The sequence below is a fragment of the Paraburkholderia bannensis NBRC 103871 genome (genome assembly GCF_000685015.1).
In the GTDB taxonomy this organism is placed as follows: domain Bacteria; phylum Pseudomonadota; class Gammaproteobacteria; order Burkholderiales; family Burkholderiaceae; genus Paraburkholderia; species Paraburkholderia bannensis.
In genome coordinates, this window is sequence record NZ_BAYA01000023.1 from 56206 (window position 1) to 75151 (window position 18946).

Sequence of the window (18946 nt, forward strand, 5' to 3'; positions counted from 1 at the left end):
GATCCTGCTCAATTCAATGCATCCTGGAGAGTCGTTCATGTCTGAATCCATCAAGGGGAAGGTAGCCGCCATCACCGGTGCGGCTTCCGGTATCGGTTTCGAGTGCGCCCGCGCGCTGGTCGGGCAAGGTGCGAAGGTCGTGCTGATCGACCGCGCGAAAGAGCGGCTGGACGCGTGCTGCGCGGAACTCGGGCCCAACGCGCTGCCATTGCAGGTCGACCTGCTGCAGCCCGCCGAGGTCTCGGGCATGCTGCCGAAGATCCTTCAACTGGCGGGCGGCCTCGACATTTTCCATGCGAACGCGGGCGCGTATATCGGCGGCGAGGTGGCGAGCGGCAATCCCGACGACTGGGATCGCATGCTGAACCTGAACATCAACGCGGCGTTCCGCAGCGTTCACGCAGTGCTGCCGCACATGGTCGCGCAGCGCTCGGGCGACATCCTGTTCACGAGCTCGATTGCGGGCATCGTGCCGGTGGTGTGGGAGCCGATCTATACGGCGTCCAAGTTCGCCGTGCAGGCTTTCGTGCACACCACGCGCCGTCAGGTCGCGAAGCATGGCGTGCGGGTGGGGGCGGTCGCGCCGGGGCCGGTCGTCACCGCGCTGCTCGACGACTGGCCGAAGGCCAAGATGGAGGAGGCGCTGGCCTCGGGCAGCCTGATGCAGCCGAAGGAAGTCGCCGATGCGGTCGTCTTCATGCTGACGCGGCCGCGCAACGTGACGATTCGCGATCTCGTGATCCTGCCCAACAGCGTGGATCTTTGAGCGGCGCATCACCATGAGGCGCTCCATTCAACGGACAGACCAACTGCAATGACTTCAGCGAAAGTAGAGGACGCCGCGCGCTATGTGATCGGCGTGGACGTGGGCACGGGCAGCGCGCGGGCGGGCGTGTTCGATGCGAACGGCGTCATGGCGGCGTCGGCGAAACACGACATCAGCGTGTTTCATTCGAGCGGATCGATCGTCGAGCAGTCAAGCACGCAGATCTGGCGCGCCGTGTGCCATGCCGTGCAGGACGCGCTGGCGGCGGCTGCGCTCGCGCCGGAGGCCATCGCCGGGATCAGCTTCGATGCGACCTGCTCGCTGGTCGTGCTGGGCGAAGGCGGCAAGCCGCTGCCGGTCGGCCCGACGGAAGACGCGCAGCGCGACATCGTCGTCTGGATGGATCATCGCGCCGTCGACCAGGCGCAGCGGATCAACGCGACGCGCCACGACGTGCTGCGCTTCGTCGGCGGCACGATCTCGCCGGAAATGGAGACGCCCAAGCTGCTGTGGCTGCTGGAGCATCGCCCGCAGGTGTTCGAGGCCGCGTGGCAGTTCTTCGACCTGACCGATTTCCTGACCTGGCGCGCGAGCGGCGACCTGGCGCGCTCCACCTGCACCGTCACCTGCAAGTGGACTTATCTGGCGCACGAGCGGCGCTGGGACGAGAGCTATTTCCGCGCGGTGGGGCTGGGCGTGCTCGCCGATGAGGGCTTCGCGCGCATCGGCCAGCGCGTGGTCGAACCGGGCACGGCGCTGGGCAGTGGGTTGACGCCGCAGGCCGCCGCCGATCTGGGCCTGCGCGCCGGGACGCCGGTGGCCGCAGGCGTGATCGACGCGCATGCGGGCGGGATCGGCACGGTGGGCGCCGATGGCGCGCCGCAGGCGTGTCTCGCCTACGTGTTCGGCACCTCGTCGTGCACGATGACCACCACGCGCGAACCGGTTTTCGTGCCGGGCGTGTGGGGCCCGTATTTTTCGGCGATGGTGCCGCAGACCTGGCTCAACGAAGGCGGGCAGTCGGTCGCGGGCGCGGCGATCGAGCGGCTTGTCGGCATGCATCCGTTGGCGCGCGAGGCGCAGGAGCGCGCGGCCCAGGCGGCGCAGTCGCTGCCCGAGTTGCTCGCGGGCCTGGCGGTGCAGGCTTGCGGCACGCTGTCCGATGCGGTGCGGCTCGCCCGCGACCTCCATGTGGTGCCGGAATTCCTCGGCAACCGCGCGCCGTTTGCCGACCCGCACGCGAAGGCGCTGATCGCGGGCCTGGGCATGGAGACCGACATGGACAGTCTGGTGGCGCTCTACGTTGCGGGCATTTGCAGCATCGGCTATGGGCTACGCCAGATCATTGAAGTCCAGGCGGCGGCGGGTGCGCCGGTCGAGCGCGTGGTCATCAGCGGCGGCGCGGGGCGTCTGGGCCTGGTGCGGCAACTGCTGGCCGAAGCGACGGCAAAGCCCGTGCTCGTGACCGAGGCGCCGGAGCCGGTGCTGCTGGGCGCGGCGATGCTGGGCGCCGTGGCGGGCGGGTTGTACGACGACCTGCAAGCGGCGATGGCGCGCATGTCGCGAATCGACAAGGTTCACGAACCCGCGAGCGGCGACATTGCCGCGCTCCACGAGGCGCGCTACGCCGCGTTCAAGCAGTTGCAGGACGTGGCGCGGAGCATTCGTCAGACGCACGGGTGACTGCCGGGCTTATCGGCCCGCTTTGCCTGCGCTTGCCTGGCCAGGGCGCGTCCTGAGGGTCTCAAGGACGCGCCTTTCACATTTCTCTCGCGTTTCTCCGTCCCCGACTATCCGCTAACCGCCGACCGCGCGTTTCCTCGCAGCGCCGAGCCGAGCCTCGTCCGCGATCATGGTATTCCATAATATTTTGGCGAGTTGCCGATCTATACTATGGCATACCATAATATTTAGAAGACAAGTCCGGCGAGTCGCGGCAAGCCGTGCGCACTGGTGTTTCGTTGAAAGTCTCGTTCGAACGAGACCGGATTGGCACGTGCATCGATCGCCTGCTTAGTCCAGCCCCTATGGCAAGCCAATCAATCAGGATGCCGAATAAAAATGAAAGCCGTCGCATGAAGCCGCGGCCCGCAGCAGCGAATTTGACGAGGAAAGGAGAAGGCATGAAGCATCGTTCTACGAGAAAGGCCCAAATAGCGTGCTTGCTGGCGGGAAGCGCACTGGTCACGCTGAACGCACACGCGCAGTCGTCGGTGACGCTTTACGGGGTGATTGACGAGGGGATCGACTACGTCAGCAACAGCGGCGGTCATTCGCTCTGGCGCATGCGCGACGGCACCTATGACGGCGTCTATGGCAGCCGCTGGGGCCTGAAAGGCACCGAAGACCTGGGCGGCGGACTGAGCGCGATATTCAAGCTCGAATCCGGTTTCAGCACGGAAAACGGTCAAAGCCGTCAGGGTGGCCGCCTGTTCGGGCGTCAGGCGTATGTGGGGCTCTCGGATACGCGCTTCGGCACGGTGACGCTGGGGCGCCAGTACGATTCGGTGGTCGACTACCTGCAGCCGCTCACCGCGCCAGGCCAACTGGGCGGCCCGCTCGTGCACGCGGGCGACATCGACAATACGGACAACTCATTTCGCGTCGATAACGCCATCAAGTACGCGAGCCCGAAGATTGGCGGCCTGACTTTCGGCGGCCTTTATTCGTTCACGAATTCCACCGCGCCGGGACGCGGCACGACCGGGCTATGGAGCCTTGGAGCCAACTACGCGTTTGGCGGCTTCAACATCGCGGGCGCTTATCTTTACGCGAAAAACCCCGGCGTGCTGCTCAGCGACGGCGATTTCGTGAGCAACACTACGGGTACCGCGATTGGCGCGAGCGGGCCGTTCAGCTATGTCGGCAATCCGGCCAACGAACAGATTTTCGGCGCGGCGATCAATTACGCGCTGGGCTCGGCCACGCTGGGCCTCGACTACACCAACACCAAGTTCAACGATGCCAACGGCACGCACGGCACCGTGATCTTCACCAACTACGAAGCGTGGGGCCGCTATAACCTCACGTCGGCGTGGTATGTGGGCGCGCAGTACGTGTACACGCACGGCAATATTGGCTATAGCCAGCAGGTGCCGATCTATCATCAGGTCGGCCTGACGACGGCCTACGCATTGTCCAAGCGCACGTCGATCTACGCGATGGGCGTGTGGCAGAAGGCGGCAGGCGCGGCGTCGAATGCCGATATCTTCGATTATTCGGTGGCGTCGGCCTCGTCGAACAACCATCAGACGGTCGTGCGAATCGGCATGTACCATCAGTTTTAAAGCGGCTTTAAACAGCCTGCTTTAAATCGCGCGAGCCGGCGTCATGCCCGCTCGCGTTTTTTCGTCTGCTTCGCGTTTTTGCGCGCAGGCGTTGCCGTATCGGCGAACAGGTCGATCACGACGCTGCGCAGCCAGCGATTGCCGTCGTCCTGCTGGACGCGCGCGTGCCAGAGCAGGTGGATCGGCGCGGCGGGCAATGCGATCGGCAGCGCGCACATGCTTAGCGAGAACAGCGGCGCCAGTTGCAACGCAAGGCGCTCGGGGACGGTGGCGATCAGGTCGGTGCGTTGCAGGATGTAGCCCACGCTCATGAAGTGCGGCACGCTCAGCCGCACCTGCCTGCGCACGCCACGGCGCTTGAGCCAGTCGTCCACCTGGCCGTGCCCGGTGCCCGCCGAGACCACGACCAGATGTTCCGCCTCGCGCCATGCAGCGAGCGTCATGGGTTCCTGTTCGAGCGCATGGCCCTGGCGGTACAGGCAGACATAGCGCTGGTCGAACAGCCGCCGCTGATAGAAACCACCCTTGAGTTGCGGCAGCAGGCCGATCGCCAGGTCGACGCGGCCATCGGCCATTTCATTGCCCAGATTGACGCTTGTGTTGCGCACGGTATTGAGCGCGACGCCCGGCGCTTCGCGCGATAGCCGCTCGACCAGCGCGGGCAGAAACACCACCTCGCCGATGTCGGTCATGCCGATCGTGATGGTGCGCGACGCGCGCAACGGGTCGAAGCCCGTCATGGGATTGAGCGCGGCGTGCAAAGTCGCGAGCGCCTGCGAAACCGGCTCGGCCAGGCGCAGCGCGTAGGGCGTGGGCACGACGCCGCCTGGCGCGCGCACGAATAGCGGATCGCCCAGTTTGCGGCGCAGTTTGGCCAGCGCATTGCTGACGCCAGGCTGGCTCATGTTCATCTGCTCGGCCACGCTCGCCACGCGCCGTTCCTGCATGAGGCGCTGGAACAGCAGCAGGAGATTGAGATCGATGTCGCCTAGTTCCATATCTTTTGTCTCGCTCCACCCTCATTGATCTGGGTGATGTTGTCGATTCATTTCATCTTATTGAGCAATGAAAAACCAGTGCTGAAAATACCGACAGGGTTCGCGCAACACGTCCGGGCCGATAAATCCAGTACAGGAGACAGAGTCATGAAACAGATGGATATGAAGATTGCGATTGTGGGCGCGGGCATTGGGGGACTGACGCTGGCGCTCGCACTGCGCGAACGCGGCATCGATGCGCAGCTTTACGAACAGACCGATGAGTTGCGCGAGGTGGGCGCGGCCGTCGCGCTCTCCGCCAATGCGACGCGCTTTTACGAGCAAATGGGACTGCGTCACGCATTCGAAAGCGTATGCGCCGAAGTGCCCGGACTGATCTATCGCGACGGGCGCAGCGGCGAAGTCATCGGCCATCATCGCGGCGCGCCCAGTTATCGCGAGCAGTTCGGCGGATCTTACTGGGGCGTTCATCGCGCCGACCTGCAAGCGGTCTTGTCCACAGCCGTCGGCCTCGAACATATCAAGCTCGGCCATCGGCTCGTGAACCTCACGCAGCATCCCGGCCATGTGAGCCTGTCGTTCGACAACGGCCAGAGCGTGGACGCCGATCTGGTGATTGGTGCGGACGGCGCGCGTTCCATCACGCGGCGCTGGATGCTGGGCTACGACGACGCCCTGTATTCGGGCTGCTCGGGTTTTCGTGGCGTGGTGCCAGCCGGACAGATGTCGCTGCTGCCGGATCCCGAGACCATCCAGTTCTGGGTCGGCCCTGGCGGCCATCTGCTGCACTATCCGATTGGCGACAAGGGCGACCAGAACTTCCTGCTGGTCGAGCGCCACCCCTCGCCGTGGCCGTCGCGCGACTGGGTGCTGCCGGCCAGCGAGGGCGAGCAACTGCGCCTCTTCAAGGACTGGCATCCGGCCGTCGTGGAGATGATCACGGCGGTGCCGATCAGCCAGCGCTGGGGCCTGTTCCATCGGCCGCCGCTCGGGCGCTGGAGCAAGGGCCGCGTGACGCTGATCGGCGACGCCGCGCATGCGCTCGTGCCACACCACGGCCAGGGCGCGAACCAGTCGATCGAGGATGCGGTCGTGCTGGCGGATCAACTCGCCAAGGCAGGCCCGCGCAACTGGCGCGAGGCGCAGGAAGCGTACGAGCGTCTGCGCCGCGGCCGCACGCGCAAGGTTCAGTTTGCGTCGATTACGACGGCGGACATGCTGCATCTGCCCGACGGCGCGGCAGCCCAGGCGCGCAACAGCCGGCTTGGCGAGCGCGAAAGCCTGCTGCACCACCTCGACTGGATTCACGATTTCGACGCGCTGAACCAAGAGCCGGACGAACGCCAGGGCGGCACCTGGCTTTGAGTTCGCTGCACTTGAATCTTCCATGAGCCTGCTAGCCGCGCATCTTCACGGATGCGCGGCTATACCTTTTGCGCTGTAGAACAGCGCGGCGCATTGCCCACTGCATACCTTGTGGGTATCGAATCGATACCGAATCGGTGTTGGACTGCCGCTCAGGCAATCTCTACTATCAGCGCACACAAGTTGCCGACCGACGCAGACAAGGCAACATCAAACGAATAGATCACGGAGACTCGTCAACGAAAAGCTTCACCCGGACTAATCCTTAGTCATCCATATCAATAAAAGTAACCACAATCAGGTTCGGAGACAGTATGAGATTGCACCATCTCGTGGGCGCAGCTTTGCTCGGATTCGCGACGACCGGCTTTGCGCAAAGCAGCGTGTCGTTTTACGGAGTCATCGATACGGGCGTCGAATATATTTCGCACGCCAATGCCGCGGGCAAAAGTATCGTGCGCATGCCGTCGATCACCGGGGAGTTGCCGTCGCGCTGGGGGCTGCGCGGAACGGAGGATCTTGGCGGCGGATATAAGGCGCTCTTCGTTCTTGAGAACGGTTTCAATGTCTCCAACGGCACGATGGGGCAAGGCGGGCGGTTGTTCGGCCGTCAAAGCTGGGTAGGCATCGACAGTCCCTACGGCACCTTGTCGTTCGGACGGCAGTACACGATAACCTATCTGGCGGTGCTCGACGCAGACCTGCTCGGCCCGAATATCTACGGCCTGCCTTCGCTCGACGCCTATATTCCCAATGGCCGCGCCGACAATTCCGTGGCGTGGAAAGGCAAGTTCGGCGGCTTGACGGTGGGTGCGATGTACTCGTTCGGCCGGGACTCGGCGGGCACGGGCAATTCGCCGGGGCAGGGCACCTGTGCAGGCCAGACGCCTGGCGACATGACCGAATGCCGCTTGTGGTCGGCGATGCTGAAATACGACGCGACGTGGTTTGGCGCGGCGGCTTCGTATGAAGAACAGCGAGGCGGCGGCACGACGGCCGCTGCGAACTTCTTCGACGGCGTCAAGCCTTTGACCCTCACTTCAAACGGCGACAAGGACGATCGCGCCCAGCTCAATGGTTACGTGAGCCTGTATGGCGTGAAGTTCGGCGGCGGCTGGATTGGCCGTTGGGTCGATACGGATTCGTCCGGTGGCCCGAATATCCACTCGAATCTCTTTTATCTGACCGCAAACTATTACTTCACGCCGGCGGTTTCCGTCGACGCCGGGGTTTATCACGTCACCGTATCGGGCCAGGACGCGCGCGCGACGTTGGGCGTGCTGCGCGGGACGTATTTCCTCTCGAAGCGCACCGCCGTTTATCTCCAGGGCGCCTACCTGGCGAATAGCGCCCACGCTGCCTTTACGGTCAGCGCAGGGGGCGGCGGCACGACGCCCGCAGCCGGTCAAGGCCAGGTGGGCGTGATGGCCGGCGTGCGTCACATGTTCTGATTCGCTCAGTGCATTGCCGATACGGCTGCCGGTTGCGCGACGCCGGCAGCCTCGCGAATGTCTTCGCGCGCAATCAGGCCTAATTGGCTGGCATAGCGGAACTCACGTCGATTGACGGCCCAGCCGCGGCGGTGCTCTCTACCGGTGCAGCGGGAGCCTGCTGGCTTTGCTGTTTCGCTGTTGTGCTGCTTACTGCGTGCTGGACAGCCGGGGTGGCGACATACGGCACGAAAGCGGCAACGGCCACCATGATCACGAAGGCAAACATGAGTTTCACCTGTCGGTCGGATTGAGGGGCCTCCCCGAGCGCAGTCAAATGTCGTTAATTCGTTGGATGAATACGCAGCCATCCTTATCCACGATGGCTGCCAGATCGCATTTGGATCGACGCGATTTTGAATATAGAGCATCGCGTCGAAAGACACGAGGGTAAATTAACGCACCAGGCAAACCTGGCAGCGACGATTATATGGTTCGTTATTTAATTGTATTTGTCGGATAAAAGCTGTTGCTTATCGTCTGGTCATGGCATCAGGCCGTCGCCTTGCGGCCCAGAACCTCCGCAAGAAAATGCAGGACGATTGCGTCGCCGCCGCGCTCCCACGCGTTGGCATGGGTTGCGCCCGCAACGATTTCCAGGCGCTTCGGCGCTTGCACGGCCTCGTAAAGGCGCTTGAATTGCGCCGGGGGAATCACGCGGTCGTTCTCGCCGCCGTAGATGAGCGTGGGCGCGCTCACTTTGCCGATCTTCGCGAGATTGTCATAACGATCGCGCACGAATGCGTGCGTGGGCAGCCAGCGGATACGGGCCGCCGCCACATCCGCGATGCTGGTGAAGGGCGCTTCGAGCACCAGCGCGGCGAGCGGCGTTTCGCTCGCCAGCTGCACGGCCACGCCCGAGCCCAGCGCAAAGCCATGCACGACAACTTCCCGCGCGTGTTGCCTGGCGAACGCGAGAGCCGCGCGGCCATCGGCGTAAAGGCCCGCTTCGCTCGGCCGTCCAGGTGCGCCGTAGCCGCGGTAGGCCGCCAGCAGCACGCCATAGCCCGCATCGAGCAGCGCCTGGCCGATATGGTCGCGCTGGTCGATATCGTCGCCGTTGCCGTGAAAGAGCACGACTGTCGCGTAGGCAGGATCGCGCGGTGGCGCGTAATCGCAGGTCAATTCGACGCCATCGGCGGTACGCACCCGGATCGTGCCGACGCGGGCGTCCTGATTCGATCTGGAGATGCCGCGGCGCAAGCGCTCGTGCGGATAGATCAGGCGGCCCTGTAGCCAGCCAAGCAGCAGGATCGGCCCGCCAATTAAAATCACGAGACCGACAAAGCCGAGCATGACTGCGAAATACGGAAGCTGGATCACGATGGCCCTCGCGCGGATACGGTGGGTGTCGGAACGTGACAGAAAGCGCCGAAAATCGCATCACCTGTTCCCGGTGCGGCGCTCGCTTTATCCAGTCTGGCAGAAGTCGGCAGCAGTTGATAGAAACCGGCGCCAAGCGCGCAATTTGCGCCAGATGCGCCGCCCCGGCTACTCCGCTCGCGGGGAAGCGAAATAGAGTTGCGTGGGTTCGAATAGATCCGCGGGCAGGGCGTCTGGTGCGAACCATGACCACGCTTCACATTTGTCCGGCTCCCGGCAGACGGGCGTGCCGGTCGCGTCTCCTTCCACGAACAGCGTGACGTGCCGGCGTTTGCCTGGCTCGACCCAGCCGCTTCTCCAGCTGGTTGCCACGGGATTGGTCAGCACCAGTCCGGTTTCCTCCAGCAACTCGCGCGACGCCGTTTCAAGCGGATGCTCGCCTGCGTCGACTTTGCCTCCTGGAAAGCCCCACGTACCGTAGCCGTATGCGCTGCGCCGCAGGCCAAGCAGATAACGGCCGTCGCGCCGGATCACGACGCCGACGCCCAGCAGCGCGTCACTCATGGTTGCCCCGTCGCCTTGATTAAAAGCATTCATGCTGTAAAGCTCCGCCTTTTCTTCCGATGGTTTCGCGTGATTTTAAACGTTGCGAATGTCTCCCCACCGGACTGAAGCTGAACGCCGACGCGATGATTCGTTGCATCGCACTTGACGACGTTGCGTGTGCTTATGCGTGCACGTCCTGCGCGTCATCCGTGGCGAGCAGCGAAAACATCTCGCGTACTTCCGGCACTGCGCAACGCGCATCGAATTGATTTGCCAGCTCCCGCAGCGCATGGCGCGCTTGCGATGCTTCTTCGGCGCTGAGCGGCAGTCGAAGCAGATCCAGCGTCGTGCGCAATTCCCACATCCGCGCGCCCTGCGATTTCGCGAGCGCAATCGCGCTCGCATAGCTCGCTTTCGCCTGTGCCAACGTCTGCGCATCGTGCGCGGAGTCAGCATTGGACAATCGGGCTAGCGCATGAGCGCACAGGCCCTGGCCGCGCAGGATCTCCGGCATGAAATAGAACGAGCCGTTGTTCTCGCAGAACACCTGCGCTTCGAGCAGGCGCTTGCTCGCTTCCACGATCCGGCCGACGCGAATCAGCGCCTGCGCGCACTCGACGATCAGCGGCGAAGTCAGGCGCCGGAATCCCCGCGCCAAAAGCGAATCGAGCGAGGGTTCCAGTTGCGCCAGTCCCGTCGCTACGTCGCCGTCGCGAATCACCAGAATCGCCGCGAGACAATCGCCGAACTCGCGCCAGATCGTCAGCCGGTGCAAGCTCGTCTGCGACTGCATGATCGACAGATAATGGCGCGCGCGCTCGCGGTCGCCCGAAATCAGCGCGAGCGGCGCCGCCACGAGGCCGAGGACATGCGTGAACCACGGCTCCATCGTCGCGGCGGGCACCAGGTCGAGCGAACAGGCAGCGAGGCGTGCGGCTTCGTCGACATCGCCTTCGATCCAGCGAATCCGCGCAAGGCCCGCATAGCACACCGCAAGTGGCTCTGCCGCAAAACGGCGGATGGCGGCCGCATCCTCGGGATGGGCCTGAAAATGGCGCACGACTTCGCCTAGCGTGGTGCGTGCGCTGCGATGATCGCCCGCGCAATGCGCGGCGTTGGCGGCCAGCATCATGGCGAAAATGCGCTGCCACCGGCAATCGTTCTGGACAGCGAACTGTCCGAATTGCGCGGCGCAGTGGCGCGCGTCGCTGACTTTGCCAGCTGCAAGCGACGCATTCCACAGGCCCCAGAACGCTTGCGCGCGCAAGCCGTCGTCGCGGCTGCGCAGCGCGTGATCGTGCGCCTCGCGCCAGAGATCGGCGGCCCGCTCGACGGGGCCGTCCAGATTGGGCAGCACCGTCGCAAGCGCGACCTTGATGCGCATGGCGTGGGCGGGCGCGACGGCGTCATGGGGCAGTGACTGGAGCGCGTCGGCGGCCCGTGAAGCCTGGCGGCCGCATTCGTCGAGTTTCGCGCGGGCGAGCAGGGCGCCGACAAGCGTCGACGACAGCTCGACGCCGGTGCGCAGGTCGCCTTCGGGCGAAAAGGCCCAGTCCACGGCATTGCGCGTGTCGTCGAGCAGGTGCTCCGGATCGTCGCCGGCGGTGACGCCCGGCCAGTTCGCGCCCGCAGCGTTGTCGCGCAAGCGTCCGGCCAGGTCGCTGGCATGACGCGCCGACACGTCCTTGACCTCGCCCGCTGCGTGAAGATGTTCGAGTGCATACGCACGCGTGGATTCCGACAGCCGGTAGCGCGCGATCGGCCCGTCGAACGACACCTTGACGAGCGACTTCGCCACCAGTTCGCCGATGCCGTCGATGACCGCGCTCACGGCCAGGCCCGCGTCGCACGCCACCGCACACATCGACTCGATCGAGAAGTGGCCCGCGAACAGCGCAAGACGCCGCAACAGCGTACGGCTGCGTTCGTCGAGCAGCGCGAAGCTCCAGTCCAGCGTCGCCCGCAAGGTTTTGTGGCGCGGCATGGCCGTGCGAAAGCCGCGCGACAGCAGCGTCAACTGGTCGGCCAGGCCGCGATGCACGCCATCGACGCCGAAGGTTGGGACGCGCGCGGCGGCAAGCTCGATCGCGAGCGGCAGGCCATCGAGGCGGCGGCAGATCTCGCCGATCAGGCCAATTTCGGCGGGGTCGCCGTGGAGCGCGCCGCCCATCGCCTCCACGCGTTTCAGGAACAGCTGCACAGCGGATTGACGCCGCACGGCTGGCTCGTCGGCCTCGCGTGCAGGGACGTCGAGCGGATCGACGGGAAACAGCGTCTCGCGGCCTATGTTCAGCGCCTCGCGACTCGTCACCAGCACGTGCAATGTTGGGTGATCGTCCAGCAGGCGGTCGACGATCTTCGCGATCGCGGCGATCATGTGCTCGGCGTTGTCGAGCACCAGCAGGCACGGCTGCGAAGACACGGCTTCGCTGGTGAGTTGTGCATCGACGGCACGTATGACTTCGGCGGCGCTCGTCATCGCGGCGAGTTCGATGACCATGGCATGGCCGCAGTGCTCCTGCTCGAAGCGCTGCGCAATCGCCATCGACAAGGTCGTCTTGCCGATGCCACCGGCACCCGTGAGCGTCAACGCGTGCGCGCGGATCAACGCGTCTAGCGCCGACGCAATCGCGCGATCGCGTCCGATGATATCGGCAAGATGCGGCAGCCGCGTTGCGGGCGGCGACGGGCTGGCGTCATTGTTTGCCGCACGCACTTCGACCGGGCGCGCGTTTGCTTTGGGCAGCAAGAGCCGGTAGCCGCGCCCCGGCTCCGTGACGATACACGCGCGGTCTTCGCCTAACGCGCGGCGCAACCTCGATAACTGAACCTGCAGATTGTTTTCTTCGACGATCGTGCCGGGCCACGCGCGCTCCAGCAAGGCGTTCTTCGTGACGAGGCCGCCGTCCGCAGCAATCAGGATTTCGAGTATGGCAAATGCGCGCGAGCCGATATTGAGCGGCTTTCCGTTCAGCACCAGCACGCGTTCGCGCAGGTTCACACGGAAGCGGCCAAGCTGGAACAGCGATGGCGGTGAAGCGGCGATGGAAGACATGCGTTCAGGAAAAGGAGCGGTGCGATTGGCCGTCGCCCGAATACGCCAACGGGTCACCAGCGTGTGCTGGGTCGGCGTTGCACCACCCGCTCAGTATTTATGTCGAACGCATCATAACCAGTCTGCATTTTGTTGTCATTGTCCCGAGATTAAATAAAGTTAATCGTCTCCGGGAAAGGAATGATCGGACGAAATACGGATTGAGTTTATTGGCTTTGCCCTCGTCCGTTATGGGATCAAAACCGTAGTTTGCGCCGGCTGGACAATCTTGATGACACCGGCCCACATGCAGATAAGCGTCGCCATGGCGTCGAGCGCCGGCATCGACCCGATCAGCACGGTGGGCGCGCCGCCGGGAATCCACGGCGCCGTCGTCGCCGGGACGCAAGGCATGGGCGTGAAGACGCCGAGCGCGGCGGCTGTCGCAGCAATGACCGCAGGATTCGAGGGGCTTTGACACATCGCGAACGGCGCGATGTTGACGATGGGCGCCGAGTCCATGATCGTGGCCGCCGGCACCCCGCCTGCCAGTACACGATTGGCCGGCAGGACATTGAGCACGCCGGGCGCGGCGCCAAACGAGCATTGCAGGGCAGCGCCGCTGCACACTTGTGGACAGGTCATGGCGTCTCAGTCCAACGATGTCGAGGGATCGCACATTGCATTCGTCACCCTCCGTCACGCGGACTCGTGCGCAGCCAGGGGCGCGTGCGGCGCCTGGCCGTTCCACCACTGCTTCCAGCGCGAAACAGGCTTGCCGTCTTCGCCTAGCATGCGTCCTTCGTTGCTGTAGTTTTCGGCTTGTTCCAGCGGCTTGCCGGCAGCGTATGGTTGGCGCAGCGCGAGACGGCCATTCGGATGAAAGCGCTGAAACAAGCCATGAAGCTTGCCGTGCCGATAATGAGCGTCTTCAAGCAAGGTGCCGTCCTCCAGCCATGTTCGACAGCTACCGTGCAGTTGCCCCAGCGCATAGTGCGCTTCGCGCTGCATGCTGCCCGTCGGGTAGTAAAAGCGGGCCTTGCCGTCCAGTTTGCCAGTGCGATGATGGACTTCGGCGGAGGGCGTGCCTTCGGCGTTGAAATACGTCGCCGGCCCGCTCAGCACGCCATGGTCATAGCGCAGAATCGCAATTGTGCGGCCATCGGCTTCGATGCGCACGGTGCCATGCAGCGCCTTGCCGAGCGTCGTGCCCGCGACGCGTGAATCGTCGCGCTCTATCGTTACAGGCCGGAGCTTTTCCATCGGCTTTTCCATTGCATGTCCTCAATTGAGCTTGACGATGCCGCCCTTGACGGTGAGCATCGCGCCGCCATCCACGGTCTGCTCGACGCTGCCCTTGTTGGTCAGGCTTTGCGCCTCGTTCGAAAGCGTGCCGTCGGACTTGTTCGTGAGCGACGTACCGGCTTCGTTGGTGAGCGACATTGCGGCCTGATGCGTCATGGACGCATCGCTTTTCGCCGTATAGGAGCCGGTGCTTTGAATGGACAGCGAGCCGCCCACCTTGATGGTGAGGTTGCCGTCGATCGTCAGCGTCATGTCGCCCGTCACGGTCTGCTTGAGCGCGCCGCCCACCGTGCGGGTTTCATCGCCGCCCGCTTTGACCGTGCGCGTGCCCTTTATGTCGATCGTCTCGGCGCCGGTCTGCACCGTCACGCTGCGATTGCCTTTTTCGATCGTGAGCGTGTCGTCGCTTTCCTGGATCGTATGGCTGCGCGCGTTTTTCACGGTGCGGGTCTCGTCGTGTCCGATCGTTGCGCTCGCATCGTTCAGCACGTTCACGTTGAGATCCTTCTGGGCCTGCAAAAAGACTTCTTCGCTGTCTTTCTTGTCTTCGAAGCGCAGCTCATTGAATCCCGCGCCGCCCGGCGAACTGCTGCTTTTCAGCCCTGATTGCGTCTGGTTGTCCGGCAGCGCGTAGGGCGGCAGGTTCGCGCCGTTGTAGACGCTGCTGGTGATAAGCGGTCGGTCGGCGTCGCCGTCGATAAAACTCACGACCACTTCATCGCCGATGCGCGGCATGAACTGCATGCCGAACCCCTTGCTCGCCCATGGCTGCGCGACGCGAATCCAGCACGAACTCTGCTCGTCGAGCTTGCCTTCGCGATCCCAGTGGAACTGCACTTTCACGCGCCCGTACTGGTCAGTCCACAATTCCTGGCCGCTCTTGCCGACGACAGTCGCCGTCTGTGTCGGCATGAACGGGCGGCGCGTGGTGCGCGGCGCGCGGTAGTTGACCGAAGCGGGAAACGCTTCAAAGCGATTGCGATAATGCGAGTGGTCGGCCTCGTGCACGACGCTGGCCACGACCCATTCGATATTCGCATCCGGCGATTCATGGCCCGACAACGTAAAGCGATAGCCCGGCGTGAGGGCACGGCAGTCGCTTTCGCCGACCAGCAGCCGCGCGCTTGCACGCACGGCGTCCACGCGTTGCTTGGCGAGCGTCGATGCGTTGTCGCTGGTCGCGAAGCGGCCGGGATATTCGTAGACCGTGAGGTTGTTGTCCACGAGTTGCGCCTGCGAATACAGTTGCGCGGTCGGCGTCTGCCACGCGTAATCGCCGTGAGAGAAGACTCCGGCGGCAGTTTGTTCGACGATTTCGCAATAGAGGATCTGGCCGTTTTCGCGCCAGCCGCCCGCATGGGCCGCGAGCGGTGCGCAGCTCACGGTGGCCGCACCGGGCATCGTGGTGAAGGCGTCGTTGCTATCGGCGATCACGAGCTTGTGCACGCCGTCCTGATGGCTAAAGAAATAGAACCAGCCTTCTTCCTCGCACAGCCGGCTCACGAATGTGAAGTCGCTTTCGCCGTATTGAACGCACCATTCACGCGAGGCGGGCGTGCCGGTCAGCGAAAACGTGTAGTCCGTCATGCTGTGGCCAGCGAACACCGCTTCGATGATCTGCCGGGCCGTCTTGTTCTGGAACACGCGGTTGTTCTGCGCCAGCGTGAGCAGCCAGAGCCACGAGCGCAGCGTCAGCGCAAAGTGACTTGCATCGACAGTGGAAGGCAGTTGCGCGGCGCGCGTGCACACCGCATCGACCAGGCGCGCGTTCTCGCCCCACGCGAACTTCACCGTCAAGTGCTGCCCGGGCATGCCGCGAGGCGCGGGCGGCGGCACCGCGCCCAGCGCACGCAGCGTCACTTCGGCGGGCGCGCCGATGCGCTCGTCCACCGTCACCTGCGAGGCAAACAGGCCGGTGAAGCCGCCGCCGCTCAGTTCGATGCGCGTATCGGTGTCGGTCAGGGGCGGGCGATCCATGGGCAATAAAGTAGAAAGTAAAGGGCGGTTATCGGGAGCGACGTCGAGCGTGCATGCGTCATTCGAGCGCCCATTGGGCCAGCGTGCCGACAAGCTCGTTCATCAATACATTGTCGATTTCGCGTGCGCCCGAGCTGCGACAGCGCGCGAGCACGGCGTCGATGATTCCGGCGTCGAAGGCAAACTGCTTGCCGGTGGCGTCGCGATAGCGCGCGCGCAATTGCTCAAGCTTTTTTTCGATGATGATGCGCACGGCCGGATCGTCGAGCGCGACATAAGGCACGGCCGTCATGCGCGCGAGAAACGCGGGGCGGAACGCGTGCAGCAGCGTTTCTCGCAGTTCGCGGTTGAATGGCTCACCGGCGAGCGCGCTGGCGGGCGTCCTCAGCATCAGTTCGGAGCCGACGTTGCTGGTTGCCAGAATCACGGTATTGCGAAAATCGACCACGAGGCCCGTGCCGTCCTCCATCACGCCTTTATCGAACACGTTGTAGAACGCTTCGAGCACGTCGGCGTGGGCCTTTTCGATTTCGTCGAGCAGCACGACGCTGTACGGGCGGCGGCGCACGGCCTCAGTCAGGATGCCGCCCGCCGCGTGGCCCACGTAACCGGGCGGCGCGCCGCGCAGCTGCGAAACGGTGTGCGCTTCCTGATAGGCCGCGAGATCGATCACGATGAGATTGCGCTCGCCGCCGTAGAGCGCGTCCGCGAGCGCGTAGGCGGTCTCGGTCTTGCCCACGCCGGTGGGCCCGACCAGCAGGAACACGCCGACCGGGCGCTGCGGGTCGGCGAGTCCGGCACGCCACGCACGGATGCGCCGCGCGATGCGCTCAAGCGCCATGTCCTGTCCGACGATGCGTTGCGCGAGCCGCGTCTCCAGCGTGCGTACGGCGTGCATTTCATCGGCGAGCATCTTGCCGACCGGGATGCCCGTCCATCCGGCGATCACCGCAGCAACCGTCTTTGAATCGACGCAGACCGGCACCATGGGATCGTCGTCGCGGATTGCGTCGAGGCCGCTTTCGAGGCGCGCGAGTTCGGCGGCGAGATCTTCGAGCGCATCCGCACTTTCGTCGGCGGCAGTTTGCGCAGGGCGATGCAGGTCGTGCGCGGCCAGTCTTGCACGTACCGCCAGAATTTCGCGTACTGCAGCGGCCTCGTCGCGCCAGCGCGCTTCCAGTTCGCGCACCAGCGCCGCGTTGCGCGTGTGCTCGGCTTCCAGTGCGGCGACGCGCTGCATGTGAGGCGCGCCCAGCACCATTTCCGAGCGCAGGCGCATTAGCTCGTCGTGCAAGGCGCCCTCGCGCTGGCGTGCGCTTTCGAGCTGCACCGGGACGTCGTGCTGCGCCAGGGCGACCCGCGCGCAGGCCGTGTCGAGCACGGCGATTGCCTTGTCAGGTAGCTGGCGATCCGAAATATAGCGATGCGAGAGCTTCACCGCATCGACGATCGCGGCGTCGAGCAGCGTCACGCCGTGATGCGCCTCGAAACGCGGCGCCAGCGCGCGCAGCATGCCGACGGCAGTGGCTTCGTCGGGCGCCTCGACCTGCACGAGCTGGAAGCGCCGTGCGAGTGCGGGATCGCGCTCGAAGTACTTTTTGTATTCGAGCCACGTGGTCGCGGCGATGGTGCGCAATTCGCCGCGTGCGAGCGCGGGCTTGAGCAGGTTGGCCGCGTCGCTGCCGCCTTCCGCGCCGCCCGCGCCGATCATCGTGTGCGCTTCGTCGATAAAGAGGATCACCGGCATGGGCGCGCGCCGCGCTTCGTCGATCACGGCGCGCAGGCGGCGCTCGAACTCGCCCTTGACGCTGGCGCCCGCTTGCAGCAGCGCGAGATCGAGCACGCGCAACGTGACGCCCGCGAGCGGCGGCGGCACGTCGCCCGCCGCGATGCGCAGCGCCAGGCCTTCGACAATCGCCGTCTTGCCCACGCCAGGCGCGCCCACCAGCAGGGGATTGTTTTGTCGCCGCCGCAGCAGGATGTCGACGCTCAGGCGGATTTCGGCGGTGCGGCCGACGATAGGGTCGATGCGTCCCGCGCGCGCTTCGCCGGTCAGGTCGATCGTGTATTGATCGAGCAACGTGCGGGCGGACGAATCGGTCGCGCCCGGTGTTGGTGCGCCGGGCGTGGCGGGCGGCGATGACGCAGGCGCAGACGTGGGCACAGACGTGGGCACAGACGTGGGCACAGACGTGGGCACAGACGCGGGCACAGACGCGGGCACGGCAGGCGCGCTAGCTGCAGTTGCCGTGGCGTTTGTGGCCGCACCGTTCTCCGGTAGCCACGCGGCCAGATTGCTGCGCAGCGATGCGCTCGCCACACGCAGGAGCGAGGGCGCGCCCAGCGTCGTGCGGGCGCGCAATTCGTTGTTGTCGAGCAGGGCGATCAGCAGCACGGCGGCGCTGACGTTTGGCCGTTGCAGCACCACGTTGGCTTGCACGAGCGCGTCCTGGAGCCACACCAGCAGATCCGGCGAGAGCGCGGGCGTGGCCTGGTTGCCGCGCGGCTGCCGGGCGAGCGCGCTGTGGAGTTCGGCGAGCGGCACGCTGCGCTCCAGCCCGAAATGCGGCAGCACGGCGGCCAGTTCGCCGTCGGGCGATTCCAGCAGCGCCGCGAGCCAGTGCTCGACCTCGACGACAAAATGCGTCTCGCGCAGGCAGTGGTGCGTCGCCCGTTCGAGCGCGTCGCGCGGTTCGCGCGCAAGGCGCGCCATCAGCGTCTTGAGATCCATCGTCAACCCGGCGCGCCGTTGGCCGCCGCTGCGGGGGCCAGCCGCGTGAGCCGCGCGGGCGCGCTGTCGCCCGCGCCTGCCCAGGCCGTCCAGCCGAGTCGCGGCGGCTGCGCGCGCGACAGGC

At 64.9% G+C, this 18946-nt stretch carries 13 protein-coding genes; 5 read left to right on the forward strand and 8 right to left on the reverse strand.

The window, feature by feature from the left end:
- Positions 1 to 37: 37 nt before the first annotated feature.
- The 3 genes from BBA01S_RS28330 (at position 38) to BBA01S_RS28340 (ending at position 4053) form a co-directional block, all read left to right on the forward strand.
- Complete coding sequence (locus BBA01S_RS28330) at positions 38 to 766, forward strand: SDR family oxidoreductase (protein WP_027819399.1); 729 nt, start codon at positions 38 to 40, stop codon at positions 764 to 766.
- Between the two features lie 48 nt (positions 767 to 814).
- Positions 815 to 2449 carry an FGGY-family carbohydrate kinase gene (locus BBA01S_RS28335; protein WP_027819400.1) on the forward strand — a complete coding sequence of 545 codons (1635 nt, stop codon included), beginning with the start codon at positions 815 to 817 and terminating at the stop codon, positions 2447 to 2449.
- A gap of 440 nt (positions 2450 to 2889) precedes the next feature.
- On the forward strand, positions 2890 to 4053 hold the full coding sequence (locus BBA01S_RS28340) for a porin (RefSeq protein ID WP_084162589.1): 1164 nt from the start codon (positions 2890 to 2892) through the stop codon (positions 4051 to 4053).
- Positions 4054 to 4094: 41 nt separating this feature from the next.
- On the opposite strand, the gene BBA01S_RS28345 is transcribed toward BBA01S_RS28340, so the two are convergent.
- Entirely contained in the window at positions 4095 to 5051 is a 957-nt protein-coding gene (locus BBA01S_RS28345; RefSeq protein ID WP_027819402.1) for a LysR family transcriptional regulator, read from the reverse strand.
- 147 nt (positions 5052 to 5198) lie between these two features.
- Here BBA01S_RS28345 and BBA01S_RS28350 point away from each other — a divergent pair, with 147 nt between their 5' ends.
- Together BBA01S_RS28350 and BBA01S_RS28355 are read left to right on the forward strand one after the other, a co-directional pair.
- On the forward strand, positions 5199 to 6416 hold the full coding sequence (locus tag BBA01S_RS28350) for an FAD-dependent monooxygenase (RefSeq protein WP_027819403.1): 1218 nt from the start codon (positions 5199 to 5201) through the stop codon (positions 6414 to 6416).
- Positions 6417 to 6730: 314 nt separating this feature from the next.
- A complete protein-coding gene (locus tag BBA01S_RS28355) occupies positions 6731 to 7867 on the forward strand; it encodes a porin (RefSeq protein ID WP_027819404.1) in 1137 nt (378 codons plus the stop codon).
- Positions 7868 to 8398: 531 nt separating this feature from the next.
- Here the strand turns inward: BBA01S_RS28355 and BBA01S_RS28365 are convergent.
- The 7 genes from BBA01S_RS28365 to tssH all read right to left on the reverse strand — a co-directional run bounded on the left by BBA01S_RS28365 (position 8399) and on the right by tssH (position 18822).
- Positions 8399 to 9229 (reverse strand): alpha/beta hydrolase, encoded by an 831-nt coding sequence (locus BBA01S_RS28365; RefSeq protein ID WP_156966108.1) that lies wholly within the window; start codon positions 9227 to 9229, stop codon positions 8399 to 8401.
- A 168-nt stretch (positions 9230 to 9397) separates the two neighbouring features.
- A complete protein-coding gene (locus tag BBA01S_RS28370) occupies positions 9398 to 9793 on the reverse strand; it encodes a nucleotide triphosphate diphosphatase NUDT15 (protein ID WP_027819406.1) in 396 nt (131 codons plus the stop codon).
- 163 nt (positions 9794 to 9956) lie between these two features.
- Positions 9957 to 12830 carry an ATP-binding protein gene (locus BBA01S_RS43125; protein WP_052391919.1) on the reverse strand — a complete coding sequence of 958 codons (2874 nt, stop codon included), beginning with the start codon at positions 12828 to 12830 and terminating at the stop codon, positions 9957 to 9959.
- Between the two features lie 228 nt (positions 12831 to 13058).
- Complete coding sequence (locus tag BBA01S_RS28380) at positions 13059 to 13454, reverse strand: DUF4280 domain-containing protein (protein WP_027819407.1); 396 nt, start codon at positions 13452 to 13454, stop codon at positions 13059 to 13061.
- A 54-nt stretch (positions 13455 to 13508) separates the two neighbouring features.
- Positions 13509 to 14072: a toxin-antitoxin system YwqK family antitoxin gene (locus BBA01S_RS43130; RefSeq protein WP_042298041.1), complete on the reverse strand. Its 564-nt coding sequence runs from the start codon at positions 14070 to 14072 to the stop codon at positions 13509 to 13511.
- Between the two features lie 21 nt (positions 14073 to 14093).
- Entirely contained in the window at positions 14094 to 16091 is a 1998-nt protein-coding gene (locus tag BBA01S_RS28390) for a type VI secretion system Vgr family protein (RefSeq protein WP_027819408.1), read from the reverse strand.
- A 58-nt stretch (positions 16092 to 16149) separates the two neighbouring features.
- Positions 16150 to 18822 carry a type VI secretion system ATPase TssH gene (gene tssH, locus BBA01S_RS28395; RefSeq protein WP_027819409.1) on the reverse strand — a complete coding sequence of 891 codons (2673 nt, stop codon included), beginning with the start codon at positions 18820 to 18822 and terminating at the stop codon, positions 16150 to 16152.
- Between the last annotated feature and the right edge of the window lie 124 nt (positions 18823 to 18946).